15 protein-coding genes and 1 tRNA gene are annotated in these 19,013 nt (G+C 47.0%); 12 read left to right on the top strand and 4 right to left on the bottom strand.

Annotated features, from left to right (window positions below; translation table 11 throughout):
* Positions 1 to 50 precede the first annotated feature (50 nt).
* The 3 genes from ACN6KS_RS24595 (at position 51) to ACN6KS_RS24585 (ending at position 3,730) form a co-directional block, all read left to right on the top strand.
* On the top strand, positions 51 to 1,742 hold the full coding sequence (locus ACN6KS_RS24595; RefSeq protein ID WP_440960698.1) for a glycoside hydrolase family 13 protein: 1,692 nt from the start codon (positions 51 to 53) through the stop codon (positions 1,740 to 1,742).
* Positions 1,743 to 1,891: 149 nt separating this feature from the next.
* Positions 1,892 to 2,626 (top strand): class I SAM-dependent methyltransferase, encoded by a 735-nt coding sequence (locus ACN6KS_RS24590; RefSeq protein WP_094874326.1) that lies wholly within the window; start codon positions 1,892 to 1,894, stop codon positions 2,624 to 2,626.
* Positions 2,627 to 3,730 carry an MBL fold metallo-hydrolase gene (locus ACN6KS_RS24585; RefSeq protein ID WP_440960697.1) on the top strand — a complete coding sequence of 368 codons (1,104 nt, stop codon included), beginning with the start codon at positions 2,627 to 2,629 and terminating at the stop codon, positions 3,728 to 3,730.
* A gap of 736 nt (positions 3,731 to 4,466) precedes the next feature.
* Here ACN6KS_RS24585 and ACN6KS_RS24580 read toward each other — a convergent pair.
* Positions 4,467 to 5,075: a phosphatidylglycerophosphatase A family protein gene (locus ACN6KS_RS24580; RefSeq protein ID WP_094874325.1), complete on the bottom strand. Its 609-nt coding sequence runs from the start codon at positions 5,073 to 5,075 to the stop codon at positions 4,467 to 4,469.
* A gap of 272 nt (positions 5,076 to 5,347) precedes the next feature.
* Between ACN6KS_RS24580 and ACN6KS_RS24575 the strand changes: the two genes are divergently transcribed.
* The 3 genes from ACN6KS_RS24575 to ACN6KS_RS24565 all read left to right on the top strand — a co-directional run bounded on the left by ACN6KS_RS24575 (position 5,348) and on the right by ACN6KS_RS24565 (position 8,050).
* Positions 5,348 to 6,469, top strand: a complete 1,122-nt coding sequence (locus tag ACN6KS_RS24575) for a GerMN domain-containing protein (protein WP_440962441.1) — start codon at positions 5,348 to 5,350, stop codon at positions 6,467 to 6,469.
* Positions 6,470 to 6,633: 164 nt separating this feature from the next.
* Complete coding sequence (gene rph, locus ACN6KS_RS24570; RefSeq protein WP_042130710.1) at positions 6,634 to 7,392, top strand: ribonuclease PH; 759 nt, start codon at positions 6,634 to 6,636, stop codon at positions 7,390 to 7,392.
* 1 nt (position 7,393) lies between these two features.
* Positions 7,394 to 8,050, top strand: a complete 657-nt coding sequence (locus ACN6KS_RS24565; protein ID WP_094878473.1) for an XTP/dITP diphosphatase — start codon at positions 7,394 to 7,396, stop codon at positions 8,048 to 8,050.
* Positions 8,051 to 8,296: 246 nt separating this feature from the next.
* Here ACN6KS_RS24565 and ACN6KS_RS24560 read toward each other — a convergent pair whose 3' ends face one another.
* Both ACN6KS_RS24560 and ACN6KS_RS24555 read right to left on the bottom strand, forming a co-directional pair.
* Complete coding sequence (locus ACN6KS_RS24560; protein ID WP_440960696.1) at positions 8,297 to 10,684, bottom strand: glycosyl hydrolase family 18 protein; 2,388 nt, start codon at positions 10,682 to 10,684, stop codon at positions 8,297 to 8,299.
* A gap of 77 nt (positions 10,685 to 10,761) precedes the next feature.
* Positions 10,762 to 12,696 (bottom strand): glycosyl hydrolase family 18 protein, encoded by a 1,935-nt coding sequence (locus ACN6KS_RS24555; RefSeq protein WP_440960695.1) that lies wholly within the window; start codon positions 12,694 to 12,696, stop codon positions 10,762 to 10,764.
* Between the two features lie 602 nt (positions 12,697 to 13,298).
* Here ACN6KS_RS24555 and ACN6KS_RS24550 point away from each other — a divergent pair.
* The 4 genes from ACN6KS_RS24550 to ACN6KS_RS24535 all read left to right on the top strand — a co-directional run bounded on the left by ACN6KS_RS24550 (position 13,299) and on the right by ACN6KS_RS24535 (position 16,217).
* Positions 13,299 to 13,733 (top strand): NfeD family protein, encoded by a 435-nt coding sequence (locus ACN6KS_RS24550; protein ID WP_094874330.1) that lies wholly within the window; start codon positions 13,299 to 13,301, stop codon positions 13,731 to 13,733.
* A complete protein-coding gene (locus ACN6KS_RS24545; RefSeq protein WP_440960694.1) occupies positions 13,733 to 14,668 on the top strand; it encodes an SPFH domain-containing protein in 936 nt (311 codons plus the stop codon). The genes ACN6KS_RS24550 and ACN6KS_RS24545 overlap by 1 nt, the downstream gene beginning before the upstream one ends.
* Before the next feature lie 102 nt (positions 14,669 to 14,770).
* Complete coding sequence (locus ACN6KS_RS24540) at positions 14,771 to 15,223, top strand: cupin domain-containing protein (protein ID WP_094874319.1); 453 nt, start codon at positions 14,771 to 14,773, stop codon at positions 15,221 to 15,223.
* Between the two features lie 157 nt (positions 15,224 to 15,380).
* On the top strand, positions 15,381 to 16,217 hold the full coding sequence (locus ACN6KS_RS24535) for an aldo/keto reductase (RefSeq protein ID WP_440960693.1): 837 nt from the start codon (positions 15,381 to 15,383) through the stop codon (positions 16,215 to 16,217).
* A 64-nt stretch (positions 16,218 to 16,281) separates the two neighbouring features.
* Here the strand turns inward: ACN6KS_RS24535 and asnB are convergent, their stop codons facing one another.
* Positions 16,282 to 18,126, bottom strand: a complete 1,845-nt coding sequence (asnB, locus tag ACN6KS_RS24530; RefSeq protein ID WP_440960692.1) for an asparagine synthase (glutamine-hydrolyzing) — start codon at positions 18,124 to 18,126, stop codon at positions 16,282 to 16,284.
* Positions 18,127 to 18,271: 145 nt separating this feature from the next.
* Between asnB and ACN6KS_RS24525 the strand changes: the two genes are divergently transcribed.
* Positions 18,272 to 18,628 (top strand): hypothetical protein, encoded by a 357-nt coding sequence (locus ACN6KS_RS24525; RefSeq protein WP_076286059.1) that lies wholly within the window; start codon positions 18,272 to 18,274, stop codon positions 18,626 to 18,628.
* Between the two features lie 171 nt (positions 18,629 to 18,799).
* Positions 18,800 to 18,873, top strand: a tRNA-Arg gene (locus tag ACN6KS_RS24520).
* Positions 18,874 to 19,013: the final 140 nt, after the last annotated feature.

Genomic DNA, 19,013 nt, shown 5'->3' with positions numbered 1-19,013 from the left:
GCTCTGTGTGGTTAAACTCTACATATAGCTAAATAGGAGGTAACGGAGTTATGAACCCCAAATGGTGGAAAGAAAGCGTCGTGTATCAGATTTATCCGATCAGCTTCATGGATAGTAACGGAGATGGAATCGGAGATTTACAAGGCATTATATCCAGACTGGATTATTTACAGGACCTAGGTGTAGATGTGATCTGGGTCTGTCCTATTTATAAATCACCTAATCATGATAACGGGTATGACATCAGTGATTACTGTGACATTATGAAGGAATTCGGTACGATGGATGATTTTGATAGGTTGCTCAGGGAGTTACACGCACGTGGAATGAAGTTGATGATGGATTTGGTGCTGAACCACACGTCACATGAGCATCCTTGGTTTGTAGAATCCAGGTCGTCGAAGGACAATCCTAAACGGGACTACTATATTTGGAGAAAAGGTAAAAATGGCGGTCCTCCGAACAACTGGGAATCTTATTTCAGTGGCTCGGTATGGGAGCTTGATCCGGGGACGGATGAATATTATCTTCATCTCTACTCCAAATACCAGCCCGATCTGAACTGGGAAAATCCTGTAGTCATTGATAAGCTGCATGAGATGGTGGAGTGGTGGCTGAAGAAGGGCGTGGACGGATTTCGTTTTGATGCAATTGCACATATCGTGAAGACGAAAGGGTATCCAGATGCAGACAACCCGAACGGAACACCTACTGTAAGAGCCTATGGTATGTTCTCCAATCTGGAGGATGTACATACCTTGCTACAGAATCTATACGATAAGGTGTTATATTTCTACGATATTATGACAGTAGGAGAGACCTCGGGTCTCGGACCAGAGCAGGCGCTGGATTATGTAGGGGACGGACGTCGGGAGCTGAATATGACTTTTCAGTTTGAACATATGTTTCTGGATGCCGCTTCGCCGGGTAGCGGAAAATGGGATGTGGTGCCCTGGAGTCTGCTTGAGCTGAAAAAAATCATGAGCAACTGGCAGACGGTTCTGCATGACAGAGGCTGGAATGCAAACTATTTATGTAACCATGATCAGCCGCGCTCGGTGTCAAGGTTCGGGAACGATCTTTTTTACCGGATTCCTTCGGCTAAGATGCTGGCGACCTTTATTCATATGCTGGAAGGCACCCCTTACATTTATCAAGGAGAAGAAATTGGCATGACGAATGTATGTTTTGATTCCATTGATGAATACCGGGATGTGGAGACCCTTAATTATTATGAAGAAAAGCGAAAAAACGGTGTTCCAGAAGAGCAGGTTATGTCTGCGATTCATCATAAAAGCCGAGACAATGCCCGTACCCCCATGCAATGGGACGATGGACATGCAGGTGGTTTTACAACGGGTGAACCATGGCTTAAAGTGAATTCCAACCATATGGAGATTAATGCCGGCAATGCAGTTAAGGATCCGGATTCCATTTATAACTACTATAAACAGCTGATTGCGTTAAGAAAAAAATACAAGGTGATCGTCTACGGATCGTATGAGCTACTGCTTGCAGAGCACACGGAGATATATGCGTATACCCGAACTTTAGAGGATCAGCGATTGTTGGTTATTTTGAATTTTTTTGATGGATCGCCTGAATTTGAATGGCCGGCAGAGTTTAAGCCAGAGAACATGGAGCTGTTAATTTCTAATTATACCGTGGAGAAAAACGAGGATATTCAAGATCTCAAGCTTCGTCCTTATGAAGCAAGAGTCTATTTGCAGCAGCTTCAGTAAAGGAAGTTTCAATAAGAGTTGTCATTAAAGGCCAAGTGGTTATGATGATGACTCTTCTTTGAGTTTGTCAGCAAAAGACTGTACAATGGCGTTACATTGGCATAGATGAAGTGGAGTTGCGAGATGACGTCAGTAGGAGGAGGGACAACATGACTGAATGGTATGAAAACAGCTTCGGAGAAGATTATCTGATCGTATATAAACACCGGGATTTCTGTGGCGCACGTAAAGAAGTGGATCAGATGATCGCCTGGCTGAGACTGCCTCCAGGATCAAAAGTGCTGGATTTATGTTGTGGGATGGGACGTCATTCTCTGGCACTTGCGGAGGAAGGATACGAGGTTACCGGCGTAGATTTGTCGGAGGTTTTGCTGCGTGAGGCTCGATCTCAAGTCGGGGCGGAGAAGGTAACCTGGCTTCGTTCCGATATGCGTGATTTACCACTGGATGGAGGGTTCGATGCTGTAGTTAATCTGTTCACTTCTTTTGGTTATTTTGAAAAAGATGAGGAGCAAGTAAAGGTTCTGCGTGAAATTTATCGTTTGCTGAAGCCGGGTGGCAAGTTCGTGATTGATTTTTTGAATCCTGCGTATGTGATTCGTCATCTGGTGCCGCATTCTAAACGTGAGGATGGAGACAATTTGATCGAGGAGTCACGCAGGATCGAGGATGGGTATGTGAAGAAGGACATCATTTTAACCACTAAAAATGACCCTACACCTCGTCAATATCATGAGCGTGTGAAGCTATATTCACTGGAGGAGTTCAAGGAAATGATCGAGGCAGCAGGCTTACAGCTCGAAGCTGTACATGGCAGCTATGAAGATGAGGTTTATGATGCAGAAAGGTCCACGCGGATGATCTTTGGTGGAATACGTCCGTAGATGGTATCCGGAAAAAGATTCAAAGGTGGTGAACGCTCCATGTCTAAGGCGGAGATTACTTCATGGGATCAGAACATTCTCCAGATCTCGGTGCCCATGGACTCGCCTCTTCGTCAAGTGAACAGCTACATCCTTCCTGATGAAGAGGGCAGAGTCACAATTATTGATCCCGGTCCGCGTAGCCCGGATACAGAGAATTGCTGGCTCGGCATCCTGCAGGAGCTGAACTTATCGTGGAATGAAGTGCGGGATATCGTCGTCACGCATCACCATCCCGACCATTACGGATTAGCCGGCTGGCTGCAGTCGCACAGTGGCTGTAAGGTGTGGATGACGGAGCGCGCCCATGCGGAGGCAAGGTTGATGTGGGGGGGCTCTGGTGATGATGCGGGGAAAGACGCGAAGAATGCAGGGAACGGTGCGGGACATGACTTGGATATAAATGAGATTTTGCCGGTTTATTTCACCCGGCATGGGATGACAGATCAGTGGTCGAACGGAATTAAAGCGCACTTGGAAAGCTTTAATTCCCAAGTGGAGCCACAGCCTGTCGTGTCTTATTTCAATGTGGCGGAGACCTTCAAGATGGGCGGCCGTGAATGGCTGCTCATTGTTACCGGCGGACATGCGCCTGGGCATATTAGCCTGTATCATGCTGGCAGCGGGCTTATGATCTGCGGAGACGCTGTGCTGCCGCAGATCTCGCCCAATGTAAGCCTGCTGCCAGGCAGCGATCCACAGCCGCTGCAGACGTTCCTTCAGGGGCTACGTGAACTGGGCAGCTACCGGGTAAGCATGGCGTTCCCGGGGCATCGCGAGCCCTTCGCTGGCTTCGCGCACCGGGTAGACAGCCTTCTCGCTCATCATGAGGAGCGGCTGGATACAGCGGCGGCTCTGCTTGCCAACGGTCCGCTTAGCGGATTCGCGGTATGCGAAATTTTGTTTCGCAGCCGGGTAACCACCGTTCACCAGATGCGCTTTGCGATGAGTGAGACATTGGCGCATTTGGCGGAGCTGGTGCGCCGGGGACGGGCAGTCATGCTGGAGGCAGACGGCGGCTTCTTGTTCGCCGCAGCTGAAAGTGCAGGAGAGCATATCAGTTAGAGTATCTTGTAAGATCGAAGTGTACTGGAAAGTATAACTTGTTCAAGAGCAGTCCTGATTGTGGGGACTGCTCTTTTTTGTATTTGAGTGACCTTGTCCCTCCGTCCCTCTTATCATCCTTCGATCACTTCCATATTCATGCGTTAGCGTATGTATTCGGACTCAGATGACGCTATTCGTGGATTTTAGGGCATTTGAGGTTAGTATTGGACCGGAAAGGCGTTATTACTTGTGCAGAATAGTCTTTTGGGTCATTTTTGAGCGAATAGCGTTTCTGGAATCCGAAAGTATTTAAATTAAGGGTGATTTGTGAGTATAACGTCTCCTGAGTCTGACAACGTGGCGAAACGCTTCAAAAGTCGTGCAACTAAATGATATATGTGGTGCAGCTAAATGCTGGTAGTAATTATAGGGAATTTCACCCTGTAATTTTGGGTTTAAGGATTCTAGAGCTGTTTATAGGGAATTTCTCCTTATAATTCTACTGATTTGGCTATAAATTGAGATTTTCATAGAGATTATAGGGAAGAATTCCGTATAATCTCTGGATTTGAGCCAAAATCGTTATTTTATAGGGAGGATTTCCCTATAGCCAACGAGCCCTGTAGAACCTCCACAGCATAACCCCCACCGTAGAACCCCTCGCCCGCTACTCACAAAAAAGCGATTGTTTCAGAGTTTCATTTGATATTTCATTTGATATATCTGGAACTCCTCATTTTGATGCATCCGAAACTCACTCTGGCGTTTCATCATATTCCGCAAGTTTCCTAGCGGCCTCTTCGCGGTCCTCCGGTGTATGAGGCAAATCCAGCTCAATTTCGCGTTCCGCTTGCTTGCGGTGTGCGATTCGGCTACTGGCTGCGGCCGCCACGGCTCCGACGATGTCGTCGAGGTAGGTGTGGATCTGTCCGGTGCTTTTGTCATTTAACCTTTGAAGAACACCTGGCTTCAGCTTGTCCACATAGCCATAGTTGGTAAATCCGATACTGCCGTATACGTTCACGATAGAGAAGGCAAGAATCTCATCTACGCCGTATAATCCCTCATCATTTTCGATCATATCCTGAAGTGGGGAGAACAGCTTGCCCTCTTCTGCCATTACATCTAATTGAATGCCTGTGAGTACTGCATTTTGTACTTCGCGTTTACTAAGCACCATCTCTACATTATGGATACATTCATCCATCGTTAAATTCGGATAGTATTTCTGTTGCAGGAACATAACGAGTTCCGCGATTTCTTCCAGGTTTACTCCACGCTTGTTCAGCCAGAATTTGGTCGCATCTGCGACGGCCTTGCTGTTCAGACTGTACGGTATTTTTTCGATTTTTTCATCAGCCATGTTCAGTCACCTCGTTGTTTAGTAAGTCATTTCATTACAGCAAACGTTAGTATGATGTTAAGGACTGTTGTTACCTCAGATTGTACGTTTACCGGAAGTATTTGTCCAGAGAGGGAAGTTTCAGTGACCTGAAATCCAACTCCTACTTGAGATGTAGAAGTAGTTCAAAGGCTTTTCCAACAATTTAGGATAAGCTGTTGTTATTTTTTGGACAAAGGTCTCGTATACATAGCAGTACAAAGCCTATCTAACCTTGAAAGGGGTAATAAATGATGAAACCTATGCAACAAATCCGCGGAATCTCCGCAGTCTTCCTGATCGCAGTTCCACTGACACTGTCTGGCTGTGGATTGTTTGGTTCAGAATCGGCATCGATTGACGCTCCGCCACCAGAGGTGGAAGCGCAAATGTTACAGACTAGTGGAGATACTACTTTGGATTCAGGTGTATTCGGTCCGGTGACACAGGATGATACACAGACCACGGTTAAAGGTAACACCAAAACTTCACAGAGCAATGCTTCCGGAGATCGGACAACCGTTTTTTTGGAAGATGGTAATGGATTACTCGCTCCGGTATCCCTCAGCTTGCCAAAGAGCAAAGATTCCAGCGCAATTAAAAACTCGTTAATGGCATTAGTGAGCAAGGGGAAATATGCCTCATCAGTGCCTGAAGGATTCCAAGGCGTTCTTCCAGCTGGAACGGAAGTAAAAGATGTTACGGTAGACAAGTCGAATTCAGCTGTTGTCGAATTTAATTCAGAATTCAATAATTATGATCCTTTAGAGGAACGTAAAATCCTCGAAGCTATCACTTGGACGCTGACCGGTCAAGATGACATTAAAAGCGTACAGCTCTGGGTAGATGGTAAAAAGCTCACAGAGATGCCGCTTCAAGGAACTCCGCTGGATCGTCCATTAACCCGCACAATGGGCATTAATTTGCCGAAGCAAGGTCCTCTTCTGATGAACTCCAGTGCGGTTACTGTTTATTTTTCCACAACATCTCCTGACGGTATCCAATATTATGTTCCTGTAACCCGTTTTGTACCCGCTGGACAAGAACAGCTGACTGCTGCTTTGAACGAATTGATCGCAGGTCCTGAATCCGGAAATGGGCTGGAAATGGTCATGACGGAGGGAACGATACTTGATTCCGTTGACGCTGGGCAAAACGGTGTAGTTACCGTATCTTTGACGGATGATATGTTCACAGATGGTAAAGGTGTACCCGCTGAAATGCTGGAATCGGTCGTACTGACGGTTGCTCAAAATTCAGATGATTCTCTTGTGCAAATTCGCTTAAACGGCAAGGAATCGATTACTGATACAGATAATGTGGACTACAGCAAACCTGTTTCCGCACCAGAATATTTGAATGAGATCCCGTTATAGAATGACTCTGTAAGGTTTAAAAGATGCTTTTGTGCCTCCTCTTTGGTAGAATAAAAGTTGCTCAAAAAAACGTTGCGTCCCAAGCAGTATACGACTCGCTATTTATAACGGGGAGACGGGACTCACGCTAAACTATTAGCTATACGATGTAGGAGGCAGAAAAGATGAGATCAAACGGGCGAAACGACGACCAATTACGGCCGCTGACAATAACAACCCAAACGAATAAATATGCTGAGGGCTCCGTGATCATAGAAATGGGAGATACCAAAGTCATTTGTACGGCTACAGTAGAGGAAAAAGTACCTCCGTTTCTTAAAGGACAAGGAAAAGGCTGGGTAACCGCAGAATATTCGATGCTTCCTCGGGCCACTCAATCCCGTAATCAGCGTGAAGCTGCACGCGGTAAGCTTACCGGGCGCACCATGGAGATCCAACGGCTGATCGGACGAGCGCTTCGTTCTGTAGTGAATTTACAAGCGTTAGGCGAGCGTAGTATTACATTGGACTGTGATGTGATTCAGGCGGATGGTGGTACGCGGACCGCTTCGATTACAGGTGCTTTTGTTGCCATGGCATTTGCGATTAACAAAATTGCACTTCAGCACAAGTTGCCTGTGTTTCCTATAACAGATTTCTTGGGGGCAATCAGTGTCGGTGTTGTAGGGGATAAAACGCTGCTGGATTTAAATTATGAAGAAGATTCCAAAGCAAAAGTAGATATGAATGTAGTGATGACTGGCGGCGGTGCCTTTGTTGAACTTCAGGGGACTGGCGAAGAAAGACCGTTCACTCGTCAAGAGCTGGATCTTTTACTGGGTCTAGGTGAGAAGGGGATCTATGAACTGATTGCTGCGCAGAAAGAAGCACTGGGAGCGATTGCTCTCAAAATCCCTTCCGGCCAGCCGGGCCAAGAGGTGTAGCATGAAGTCTGACGGCGGTATTCTTATTGTTGCGACGAAGAATAAGGGGAAAGTACGCGAATTCGAGCATGCTTTTGCCCCGCTAGGGCTGACAGTGAAAAGTATGTACGACTATCCGGATCTGCCCGATGTGGTAGAAGACGGAGCCACTTTTGCCGAGAACGCCTTTAAAAAATCCAAAGCCGTAGGTGATGCCCTTGGAATCCCGGTCCTCGCCGATGATTCGGGTCTTTGCGTAGACGCCTTGGATGGTCAGCCGGGTGTGTACTCTGCACGTTATGCTGGTGAAGATGCTACGGATGGTGCGAATAATCTGAAGCTGCTTAGCGAGCTGGAGCGATTGAAGCAGGGGGAAGACACTGACCAGCCTTTGCTGAGCACAGCTAGGTTCGTCTGCACTTTGTCGCTGTATGATCCGGTTTCCAAGCAGGAGCTAACCGCAGAAGGTGCAGTCGAGGGCTGGATTACCTCAGAACCTTCCGGTGCTGGCGGATTTGGTTATGACCCGCTCTTCTATCTCTCGGAGCATGAAAAAACTATGGCAGAGCTTACGCTAGAAGAGAAACAGCATATCAGCCATCGAGGAGCTGCACTGCGAATGCTAACAGCGAAGCTGGAGAAGAAGCTGGCAGCTGAAGGCGAACTACCACAGGAATAGAGCCTTTTTATACAAAACAGGGTATCCAAAAGCCATTGGCTGCTGGATACCCTGTTTTTTTGCAATCACCTCGGAAACTAAGCACCGAACTTCGTATGGTTGTTATATTTGCAAGTTTGTCACCATTACCGGACACAGCTGATCTTAAAAGTGGCTTTATACAAATAACGTCATGTGAATCCGTAAGACATAGGGTTGAAAATTATTCGGCACTATAATAAATGTGGAGCTTTTTCATGGGCTGGATTATAACAGCTTCCAAAGAGCAGGTGTGGAACCTGGCTCCCACCCTTGAAGGGAAGTGTGAGGCTGCAAGCATGAATATGTTTTTCCATTATAGGTGACAACGTCACCTACTTTGTAAGCAACCCCTGTTATCCAGATTGAGCCTCCCGAAGTAGGTGCAACGGTAGGTAGTGGAGTTGGTGTTGCGATTGCTGTAGGTGTTGGGACAACAGTAGACGTTGGTGCCGTAGGTGCCAACGTCGGCGTCACTGTTGGAGCTACAGTTACCGTAGGTGTAGACGTTGCGGTTTCGCATGTGCTGATGAATTTCCAGACGCCATTAGCACCGCTAAGATCGGGACGATCTCCTTGCGTCCACCACTTGGCTTCATATAGTGAACCGTTGTAGGATACACGCTGTCCCCCAGTGTACACGCCTGTCGCACTCCAAGTTGCTGCCGAACATTGTCCCGGCGTAGGTGTTGGAGTTACGGTTGCGCTTGGCGTTGAAGTAGGTGCTATGGTTGCAGTCGGCGTTGCAGACGGTGTCGTGGTTGGAGTAGGTGTTGGTGTTGCAGACGGTGTTGGCGTTGGTGTTGGCGTAACGCCTCCATACAGTTTGTCGTATTCCTGCTGGGACGAGCTTCCGTTCAGTGTAATGCGTTGCGGACCGCCCGAGAAGTTCAGCTTCATCATGCCTGGAATTTCCAGCGCAGCTCCGTTTGCAATCGTTTGGGAAGCTGTCCCTGTAATACGGTAGCGGTTAAAGTCCCAAGCCGTAGAGATTTGTTCTACAGTACCTGCTCCCCACGCAGAGGTCAAGGTTGTTGTTGTCGGTAGATCGAATTCCAGCTTCCAGCCACCAGAGATATCCGTACCTGTGTTATTCGTTATTTTCAAGGAGTAGGTATAATTCGGATGATCGTAAGTACCACTGAAGTTAAGGCTAAAGTTCTGAGGCGCAGGAAGTTGTGGCTTCGGTATTCCACCTGGCAGAGAGGCTGTCTTAAGCTGGTCATAGGCAAAATCGGTCAAAGCGTTGCCGTACGTATAGGTGCCATCACTCTTTTCAGAATAGTCGCCAGTCAATTCCCAGAACATCATCCCTCCCAATCCTTTTTGCTTGATATAATCCAGTTTGTAGCCGAGAGATTCCTTATCTTCATACGTAAGAAATACCTTTTTGTCTGCGTTATACATATATGGGGTTTTGGTAACAGGATCGAAATAGCGCTTGTTCGCTGGGTCCTTGAGCAGATTCAGCACATGCCAGATTGGATTTGCGCCAGCCGGCTGCTCTGGTGCAGCGTCATTCCAGATTCCGTATATGCCATCGGCTCCACCTCCGGTTGTAGGTGCTGTACCGTAAAGACCGGTGTTGTTAATGCCTCCATTTACATTCTTCCAGCCACGTGAGTAATAAGGAACTCCGATAACGATTTTTTCCGGTGGAAGCGTACCTAAATAGTATCGAACGGCCCAGTCGGTATTCAGAACCGGAGTGCCCAGCGCAGCGGTTTCTGTATCTCGAGAATCTGGGTAGAGGGCGGAATGCGGTCCTACATATCCATTCCACGCACCGTGGAAATCATAGGTCATGAGGTTTGCCCAGTCCAAATACTGGTTAGCTTCCCCTAACTTCATCCCGCCTAGAATCCAGGAGGAGGCGGTTGCGGCGATGGTTAGGTCATATTTCTGATTATCCTGTGCACCTGCCTGATCCAGCTTTTCGCGAAGCTTTTTCATCAGGAGAACATAGTTATTGTAGTTCACTGTACGCAGCGGCTCAGCTACACCGAAGTCATTCGGGTTACCTGATTGGCCAGTACCGGATGGGTACTCCCAATCAATGTCCACACCGTTGAACTGGTAGGTACGTAGAAAGTCTACGACGCTGTTCGCAAACGTCTCACGGCCAGCTTCTGAATTGGCCATGTTGAAAAAACCACCAGAACCCGACCAGCCACCAACCGAAATCAGGGTGCGGACATCAGGATAAAGCTGCTTATACTTTATAAGTTGGTTAAAATGCCCTTTAAACGGCAAATTCGTTAGCTGGTTGGGATAATCTTTTTCGATCGCTGCTGTACGGTCCATCAAATCAATCTTGTTCGTTTGAGGGTTTACCTTCGCGAATGCATAGTTAATATGAGTGATTTTATCCCACGGTATTTTGTCGACAGTATAAAATCCTTTGTTCTCCTGATCTCCCCACTCCGGGAAATAAGCAACAATTTTACGCGGATGATCTGCAGCGGGAGCAGGAGCAGCTGGCGTTGTTCCTGCTGCTAAGGCCACTTGCGACGATCCTCCTGCACTTGTGTAAAGCGGGAGCAGAATGATGGCGCTCATTAAGGCTGCAATGTAACGTGCGGATTTACTTCGCCTATTTCGTGTACTTATCTTCATTTAACATTCCTCCATAGGGGATAATATGATTTCACGGGTAGATAGGAACGATGATTCCCTACGCGCAAATCGGAATCTTAATTCAGTTTCCAAAGAGCGGGTGTGGTCGCCGGTTCCCAGCCTTGAAGTGAAGTATGGGGCTGAAGGCAGGTATACGTTTTGGCATTGTAGCTAACGACATCACCCGTTTTGTAGGCGATTCCTGCTGCCCAGCTGGAACTCCCAGGAGTCGGTGCTACAGTAGCCGTTGGTGTCGGAGTTGTCGTCGGTGCTACAGTTGGTGTCGGTGTTACTGTTGCGGTTGGTGTGGCAGTTGCTGTTGGCGCAACAGTTGGCGTAGGTGCTACTGTTGCCGACGGAGCCGGCGTTGCTGTTCTGCACAAGCTGATAAATTTCCAGACTCCGGAAGCACCGCTAAGGTCGGGACGATCGCCTTGGGTCCACCATTTGGCTTCATAGACTGAACCGTTATAAGAAACTTGCTGACCGCCCGTATATACGGCTGTCTGGCTCCATGCCGCTGCACATTGTCCCGGAGTAGCTGTTGGCGATGGAGTTAACGTTGGTGTCGGTGTTGAGGTTGGGGTTACTGTAGCCGTCGGTGTTGGTGTTGGTGTAGGCGTTACTGTTGGAGTTGGAGTTGGAGTTGGTTGCACAACTCCACCGCCAAGATCGGCGTTTAGTTTGTTGGTCAGTGTTTTGTTCCGGTCCCCACTTGTTTCCCAGAACATGGCGCCTGCAAGACCTTTTGATTTGAGATAACTGATCTTATGGCCAAAGGATTCTACATCGTCATAGCTGATAAAAGTTTGATTCGTTGGATTATAGAGATAAGGCACTTTTGATGTGTCATTCCAGTAACGGGTATAGCCGTTTTTGTTAATATAATTAGCTTCGAGGTCGTAGAAATCGTAGCTGCCCTTCTCCCATGTACCTGTGGACGAAACTCCAGAGGACAATTGGTATTGGCCATTTCCTGTTGCCGGAGCGCCACCCCATCCTCGACCATAGAATCCCATACCGAGAACTAACTTGTTTGCGGGTACGCCATGATCTAAATAGCTGGTTACTGCTTTATCGATGTTGAAATTTTGCGGTTCGGTCAGACCTGAGGCAGAAGCGGCAGGGTCATAATACAAAGGAGCATTGTGACCTGTAGTCTTATTCCAGCTTCCGTTAAAGTCATAGGTCATAATATTGATCCAATCTACAATGGAAGCAATACCTGCAAGATTATTGTTATTGACATACGTCGGGCCTGCCCCGGAAGCAATGGTCAGCAGGTAGGTTTTACCGTCGGTCTGACCGGCAGCATTTAGCTTTTCACGGATTTTTTGCAGAAGAAGGATATAGTTCTCCTTGTCTTCGGGACGGTAGCTGTTCCCTGCGAGCCCACCGCTAACTGGGTACTCCCAGTCGAGATCGACACCGTCCATTTTATATTTACGAATGAAGTCTACCGCAGAGTTGGCAAAAACCTCACGGGTCACAGCGGTGGCCGCCACATCCGAGAAACGGTTCGACCAAGTCCAGCCTCCAACGGAGATCATTGTCTTCAGGTTGGGGTTCTTTTCTTTCAGCTTCCACAGCTGCTTCAGGTTACCTTTGATGGGGTCATCCCATTTGTCATCTCCAAAGCTCTTACCGGTGTCAATCCACGGGTCACCCAGTACGATCGTGCCGTTCGGAACGTTAATGGTCTGTGCTTGCTCATTTTGACAGCTCCAGGTTACTGGATTCGGGCCAGTTGGGTCGGGGTTGCCGTGAATGCCATTCCAACAAATATCTGCGAAGGCGTAGTTAATGACATTCATTTTGGTAGGATCAATATCGGATACATTGTAAGCCCGCCCATAAGCGGCCCAAGATGCGTAATAACCAACCAGTTTATAATCCTGTGCAGCGTTGGCCGTTTTAGCACTACTACCCAGGGTTGAAAAAAGTGTCAGAACTAGCGCGGCGATCATCGCGATCGCAAAGGTTTTGCGTGAACTTTTTTTCATGAATATCATTGATTTTCTACCTCCGAGGTTTAATGTGTAGTTCGAAAACTTTTCGGCAAGAAATCCCGATGTTCACCTCCCGTAGTTTGAAATGGACCTGTACCTTCACCTGTGGGTATCTCTCATTCTACCGACATCCAATTCATAGATTTAGCAGCCCCAAATAGCCGTCCTCATGAAGCCTCACAAGGTAAGTAAGCGCTTTCTAAACTGCTGTTCTAAGAATTCCTTTTCTAATAAACTTGTAGATATAACAATGCTGGTAGAGGGTAGGATGGGTAGAAGAGTTGGGTTGGAGTTGAATAATTAGGATGAATTTCATATATATGAGTGGAGGCATTTCTTATTTTCAAGCATAGAGCGCGATTAAGCTAGGGATAAAATTCGGGAATGTAGGGGGAGATTTTTCTTATTGAAGGATACATATTTGATCGAGGTTTGATAGATTGGGCGCATGTCCTATTTTTCAGGAAACGTATGCAGAACACATAACCTTTGATGTCATGAATATAAATGATATACATGCCTGCAATATTTTTACGGAAATTACGCAACGCATCGCAGGTTCTTTTCGTTATAGTAGTATTATACGGAAGGTGGTGGGTTCACCGATGGTTGTGTGGGTGTTATGGCTGATCGCAGCCGGTGTCCTGTTTGTAGTAGAGATGATGACGCTTACTTTTTATCTGTTGTGGCTCAGTATAGGTGCATTAGCTGCTGGTTTGGTCTCGTTGATTGCTCCCGATGCTATTTTGTTTCAGGTGGTTCTCGGATCACTGGTCGCACTTGGTCTTACTATATTCTCGAAACCACTGGTTTCTAAATTTCGCAGCTCACGTGGGTTCAAGGATACCGGTACAGAAATCGTCGGCAGGCAAGGTGTCGTCGTTGAGCCTATTGAGCAAGGACAATATGGGCAAGTCAAGGTAGGTGGAGATACGTGGAGCGCAAGCTCGGTTCAGTCTCTGGGCAAGGATGAGGTTGTAAGAGTAGTGAAGAGAGGCACGACGATTATTGAAGTAGAACGATGGGGGGACATGAACTAATGGAATGGGCAATTATCGGAATTATTATTGTGGTGGTCGTAGTATTTGTGGCATTAACAGTCAAAATCGTACCACAACAGCGGGTAGGTGTAGTGGAACGTCTCGGTAAATTTAATCGTCTGCTGACTCCGGGACTGAACATTCTGATTCCTGTAATTGATCAGGTGCGTACGTACCATGATTTACGAATCCAGCAAGCGAATGTACCTCCACAAACGGTAATCACGAAGGATAACGTGCAGGTGCAGATTGATACAATTATTTTCTATCAGGTGGTTGGACCAGAGGAAGCAACCTATGGCATTTCTGATTATGTATATGGGGTAAGAAACATTTCGACGGCAACAATGCGGCAAATCATCGGTAAGCTTGAATTAGATGAGACCTTATCTGGGCGGGAAAAGATTTCGACCGATATTCGGTTGGCTCTTGATGAAGCTACAGAGAAATGGGGCGTACGGATTGAGCGTGTGGAAGTCATTGATATCAAGCCACCGCTGGATATTCAGGAAGCAATGGATAAGCAGATGAAAGCGGAACGGAGCAAGCGGGCGATTGTCTTGGAAGCGGAAGCTGCTAAGCAGGATATGATCCTGCGTGCTGAAGGGGATAAGCAGAGTAAGATTCTAAAAGCAGAAGGTGACAAGGAAGCACGTATCCGCCAAGCAGAGGGTTCACGGCAAGCACAGGAGCTGGAAGCTCATGGTGAGGCGAAAGCCATTCAAGCGGTGGCCGAAGCTGAAAAAATACGCATAGAGCTGATTCGCTCAGCAGGTCTGGATGAGCAGGTGCTAGCTTATCGCTCCTTCGAGGCGCTGGCTGAAATCGCTAAAGGTCCTGCGAATAAAGTGTTCCTGCCAACAAGCGCTGTTGAAACGCTGGGAAGTCTTGGGGCGATTGCTGAGGTATTCAAAGCGAGCAAGGATAGTAAATAGATTTTACAATTCGCGCTTCTTCCGTTAAAGTAAAAAGCAAAAACAACCTTATGCATACGAAGCTATTGTTGCTCATGCAAACTTTGAAGGAGAGAAGCTACCGTGACAAAAGAAATCTCACCGCTAGTTGAACTGCTCGGACTACAGCCCCACGTAGAGGGTGGTTGGTACAAAAGACTTTGGAATTCAGAATTTGAAATTTCCCAGGAAGTGCTAGGCGATAGCTATTCTGGATCACGTCATTCGGCATCTTCCATTTATTTTTTGCTTCACGAAGGCGAGCAATCTGATTGGCATACAGTATTGTCCGATGAAGTTTGGTTGTGGCATTCCGGTAGTCCAATCGTGCTTAGTCTCGGAGGTACTGGAGATAAGCCTGAGGATGTGCAGGAAGTTATTTTGGGTCTCGATATTGCTGCAGGCCAGCAGCCACAAGTGGTTGTTCCAGCGGGAGTATGGCAGGCCGCGCGTACGTTAGGTGAAGAACCGACGTTGGTCTCCTGTATCGTTTCTCCAGAATTCCATTTTGATGATTTCAAACTAATTGAGAAATAAAGAAGAGCGGAGGCTTTATATATGCCTCCGTTTTTTTATGAGGATTTTGGGAATGATGAAGCATTCTGCTATACTTTTGTGATAGCGCTTGCTTCTGAAGCGTGAATTTAGGTTAAGTAAGATTAATGAAATAACAATAAGCTTGGAGGGTTAAGCAATGAGTGAATTGAATGCACCGTTCTCGGGAGGTCCGACTTTAAATGATGGAGCGACTATGCCGTGGCTGGGCCTTGGCGTGTATCAGACTAAAGATGGGGAAGAGGTTATTCACGCGGTCAAGACCGCAGTGGAGCTTGGATATCGCAGTATTGATACGGCTGCTGGTTACAATAACGAAGAAGGTGTAGGTCAGGCTATTCGTGAATGTGGAGTGGCCCGTGATGAACTGTTTATTACGACGAAAGTGCGCAACCCTGATCAAGGCTATGAATCAACTCTGAAAGCGTTCGAAGTTAGCCGGCGCAAGCTGGGGCTGGACTATATAGACTTGTATCTCATACATTGGCCGGTGGCAGGAAAGTATCGGGAGACTTGGAAAGCTCTGATTCATCTGCAAAAAGAGGGCCTCATCAAATCTATTGGCGTGAGCAATTTTCAGATTCATCATCTGAAGGATATCATCGAGGACACTGGCGTGGTTCCAGTGGTGAATCAGGTGGAATTCCATCCGCTGTTGACTCAGCGCGAGCTGCTGAAGTATGCCAATGAGCAAGGGATCCAGCTTGAAGCTTGGAGTCCGCTAATGCAAGGGAACCTGGATCTTCCCCTTCTTAAAGAACTGGCTGGAAAGTATGATAAGACCCCTGCTCAAATTGTACTTCGTTGGGATTTGCAGCAAGGCGTCATTACGATTCCGAAGTCAGTACATGCGGATCGAATCAAGGAAAATGCAGGATTCTTTGACTTCACGTTAAGTGATGAGGATGTTAAAGCCATCGAAGATTTGAACAGAAACCATCGTTTCGGTCCCGATCCGGACAATTTTAATTTCTAAAAAATTACGAATACAAGCCAAACAGCAAGCCGCCGATACGGGGACTTGCTGTTTGGCTTGTCGCTTATTGGATGGAGACGTTATATTTACGCAGCCAGAGATCTACTTGGGCGAGGTAAGCAAAGAGCTGAGGACCGGACATGAGCTGGCCGAACCAAGGCAGATTGGTAGAGGATTCTGGGGAAGCGGCGATCTCACGGATTTTGGCAGCATCAATTAATGGGAGTATAGGTGAAGTAGAGTCATCTAGAATATTCAATACTTGTGTTCGTACTGCGTTTAAATAGGCTGGATTGTGTGTTTTCGGATAAGGACTTTTTTTACGATATAGCACATCATCTGGAAGAATTCCCTCAAGCGCTTTGCGTAAAATCCCTTTTTCACGACCGTTTAGGTTCTTGATTTCCCAAGGAATATTAAAGACATATTGAACGAGGCGATGATCACAATAAGGAACACGTACCTCTAGTCCGGCGCCCATACTCATTCGGTCCTTACGGTCGAGCAAAGTAGGCATGAAGCGGGTGATGTTTAAATAGGACATTACGCGCATTTGTGCTTGTTTACCTGTCTCCCCATCCAATGTTGGGACTTCGGCTACTGAATCACTGTATCTGTCACCCAAATATTCCAGCGGCCGAATCCATTCATTAACTTCAGGGGATAATAGACTGGCACGCATTTTAGGAGCAACAGACCAAGGGAAAGTGCCTGAGGAGAGCATTTCCTCCCGATGGAACCAAGGATAACCGCCAAAAATCTCATCGGCAGCTTCGCCGGAAATGGCTACAGTAGCATTCTTTTTAATCTCACGGCAAAATAAATACAAAGAAGAGTCCACATCGGTCATCCCAGGTAAATCGCGTGTGTACAGTGCATTATCAAGTGCTTCTACAAGCTCTGGTGTATCAAACGAGATATAGCGATGGTTCGTATTTAATTCATCGACCATTCGCTTAATCCATGGACCATCTGCTCCGGGCTGAAAAGTATGGCTCTTGAAGTGCTTGTCGTTATCGACATAATCGACGGAATACGTATCCACTCGTCCTTGACCGTTTCGGTTGTAGTAGTCCACTGCAAGTGCTGTTAACGCACTGGAGTCCAGCCCTCCTGACAAGAGGGAGCAGACAGGAACATCTGAGACCAGTTGGCGTTCGAGCGTATCCTGCAGCAGTTCACGCACCTTAGTAGCTGTTTCTGCTTCATTATCAGTGTGTTTTACGCTTTCCAGCTTCCAATAAGCATAACTACGCAGACCTTCACGGCTATAGATCATGGCATGCCCAGGACGAAGTTCCTGCATATCCTTATAAACACCGTGTCCTGGTGTACGGGCTGGACCGATAATAAAGATTTCCGCAAGTCCTTCGGGACCTACGACTGGCTGTACCTTGGGGTGCTGCAGCAGCGCCTTAGGCTCTGAGCCAAAAACTAAGACATCATCCACTTTACTATAGAACAGGGGCTTCACGCCTAAACGGTCACGTGCAAAAAAGACCTGATCCCGAAGACCGTCCCACACTGCAAAGGCAAAGATCCCATTGAGCTTCTCTACACAATCCGGTCCCCATTCGATATAGGCATGAAGCAGAACCTCAGTGTCACATTGGGTACGGAATTGATGACCCCGCTGCTTAAGTTCTTGTTTGAGCTCGGGTGCATTATATAATTCGCCGTTGTACACAATCGCGTATACCTGTTCCTCATGGCGGGTGATCATAGGCTGCGCGCCGTTCTCTGGATCGATAACGCTAAGTCTGCGGTGACCGAATGCACAGGGGCCTGAAATCCAAGTTCCAGCTGCATCCGGTCCGCGGTCTGCTAAAGTTTCAGTCATTTTGACCAGCAACTGCGAGTGCTGCGTGAGATCTCCGCGCCACTGGATAAATCCGGTTATTCCGCACATGATGGTTCATCCTCTCTTTTTGTGCGATTGTTGTCCTTACTTTTTTGCCAAGTAATACAGATATATGCCGAAGGAAGGCATAAAATGTATGTCCTTATCCGAACACTAGGGAAGAGAGGAATTTGCCAGGAGGGAAGGATGACAGGTGTATTATATTAAAGATGCCAAAATTCGCAGAATGATGGAGTATGACGGTGCGCCTTGTGCAGAAGTAGGTGTATTGCCAGGTGCTGTTAGTGATCCTGCACTTTTGGTGTATATCGTAGAAGATCAGCGCGAAGAAGGCTATGAGATTGTCCGTATTCTCACTAATGACGCTGATACTTCTACTGATTGGTTTGATAACAATATGCATGATGCTTTTAAAGATGTGACTTCGAGCGCGTTTACAGGCAGTATGATTATGACGCCAGAAGATGAACGTTCCAAGTTTCAGAGAGAATTAATGACATACGGAGATTTAAAAAAGCAGCTGGAGCAGCATTTTCGGAATCTGGAGTAATATGGAGTAAAAACGAGGGTATCCGTAAGCTATGAAAATAGCTAGGATGCCCTTGTTATTATTAAAATAGGATGAAGATTACTTATTTTCCAAAATGTTTGATCTTGAAAATTCTGCTGAATAGGGTATAATAAATATCGTTGCGTCAATACATATCATTAATTCTTATATGTCCCGGTAGCTCAGCTGGATAGAGCATGCGCCTTCTAAGCGCACGGTCAGGGGTTCGAATCCCTTCCGGGACGTCAAGTAACAGCCTTCCTTCGGGAAGGCTGTTTTTGCGAGCAGGGAAAGAGAAGCCCAGGTGGTTCGTCGGAGCAAAGGCATCGATAGGATCAGCTTCGCAGTCAGCCCGGAAGGGCTGCATCCCGCCTGGGGCGAGTAA

This window comes from Paenibacillus nitricinens, from assembly GCF_052056485.1.
Classification (GTDB): Bacteria; Bacillota; Bacilli; order Paenibacillales; family Paenibacillaceae; genus Paenibacillus_AQ; species Paenibacillus_AQ nitricinens.
The sequence above is the reverse complement of the archived record's forward strand: the minus strand, read 5'-3'. Positions and strand labels throughout refer to the sequence as shown.

Bases quoted from the DNA above. Each gene is read 5' to 3' on its own strand.
- ACN6KS_RS24595 (WP_440960698.1), top strand. From the start codon at position 51: ATGAACCCCAAATGGTGGAAAGAAAGCGTCGTGTATCAGATTTATCCG.
- ACN6KS_RS24590 (WP_094874326.1), top strand. From the start codon at position 1,892: ATGACTGAATGGTATGAAAACAGCTTCGGAGAAGATTATCTGATCGTA.
- ACN6KS_RS24585 (WP_440960697.1), top strand. From the start codon at position 2,627: ATGGTATCCGGAAAAAGATTCAAAGGTGGTGAACGCTCCATGTCTAAG.
- ACN6KS_RS24580 (WP_094874325.1), bottom strand. From the start codon at position 5,075: ATGGCTGATGAAAAAATCGAAAAAATACCGTACAGTCTGAACAGCAAG.
- ACN6KS_RS24575 (WP_440962441.1), top strand. From the start codon at position 5,348: ATGAAACCTATGCAACAAATCCGCGGAATCTCCGCAGTCTTCCTGATC.
- rph (WP_042130710.1), top strand. From the start codon at position 6,634: ATGAGATCAAACGGGCGAAACGACGACCAATTACGGCCGCTGACAATA.
- ACN6KS_RS24565 (WP_094878473.1), top strand. From the start codon at position 7,394: ATGAAGTCTGACGGCGGTATTCTTATTGTTGCGACGAAGAATAAGGGG.
- ACN6KS_RS24560 (WP_440960696.1), bottom strand. From the start codon at position 10,684: ATGAAGATAAGTACACGAAATAGGCGAAGTAAATCCGCACGTTACATT.
- ACN6KS_RS24555 (WP_440960695.1), bottom strand. From the start codon at position 12,696: ATGATATTCATGAAAAAAAGTTCACGCAAAACCTTTGCGATCGCGATG.
- ACN6KS_RS24550 (WP_094874330.1), top strand. From the start codon at position 13,299: ATGGTTGTGTGGGTGTTATGGCTGATCGCAGCCGGTGTCCTGTTTGTA.
- ACN6KS_RS24545 (WP_440960694.1), top strand. From the start codon at position 13,733: ATGGAATGGGCAATTATCGGAATTATTATTGTGGTGGTCGTAGTATTT.
- ACN6KS_RS24535 (WP_440960693.1), top strand. From the start codon at position 15,381: ATGAGTGAATTGAATGCACCGTTCTCGGGAGGTCCGACTTTAAATGAT.
- asnB (WP_440960692.1), bottom strand. From the start codon at position 18,126: ATGTGCGGAATAACCGGATTTATCCAGTGGCGCGGAGATCTCACGCAG.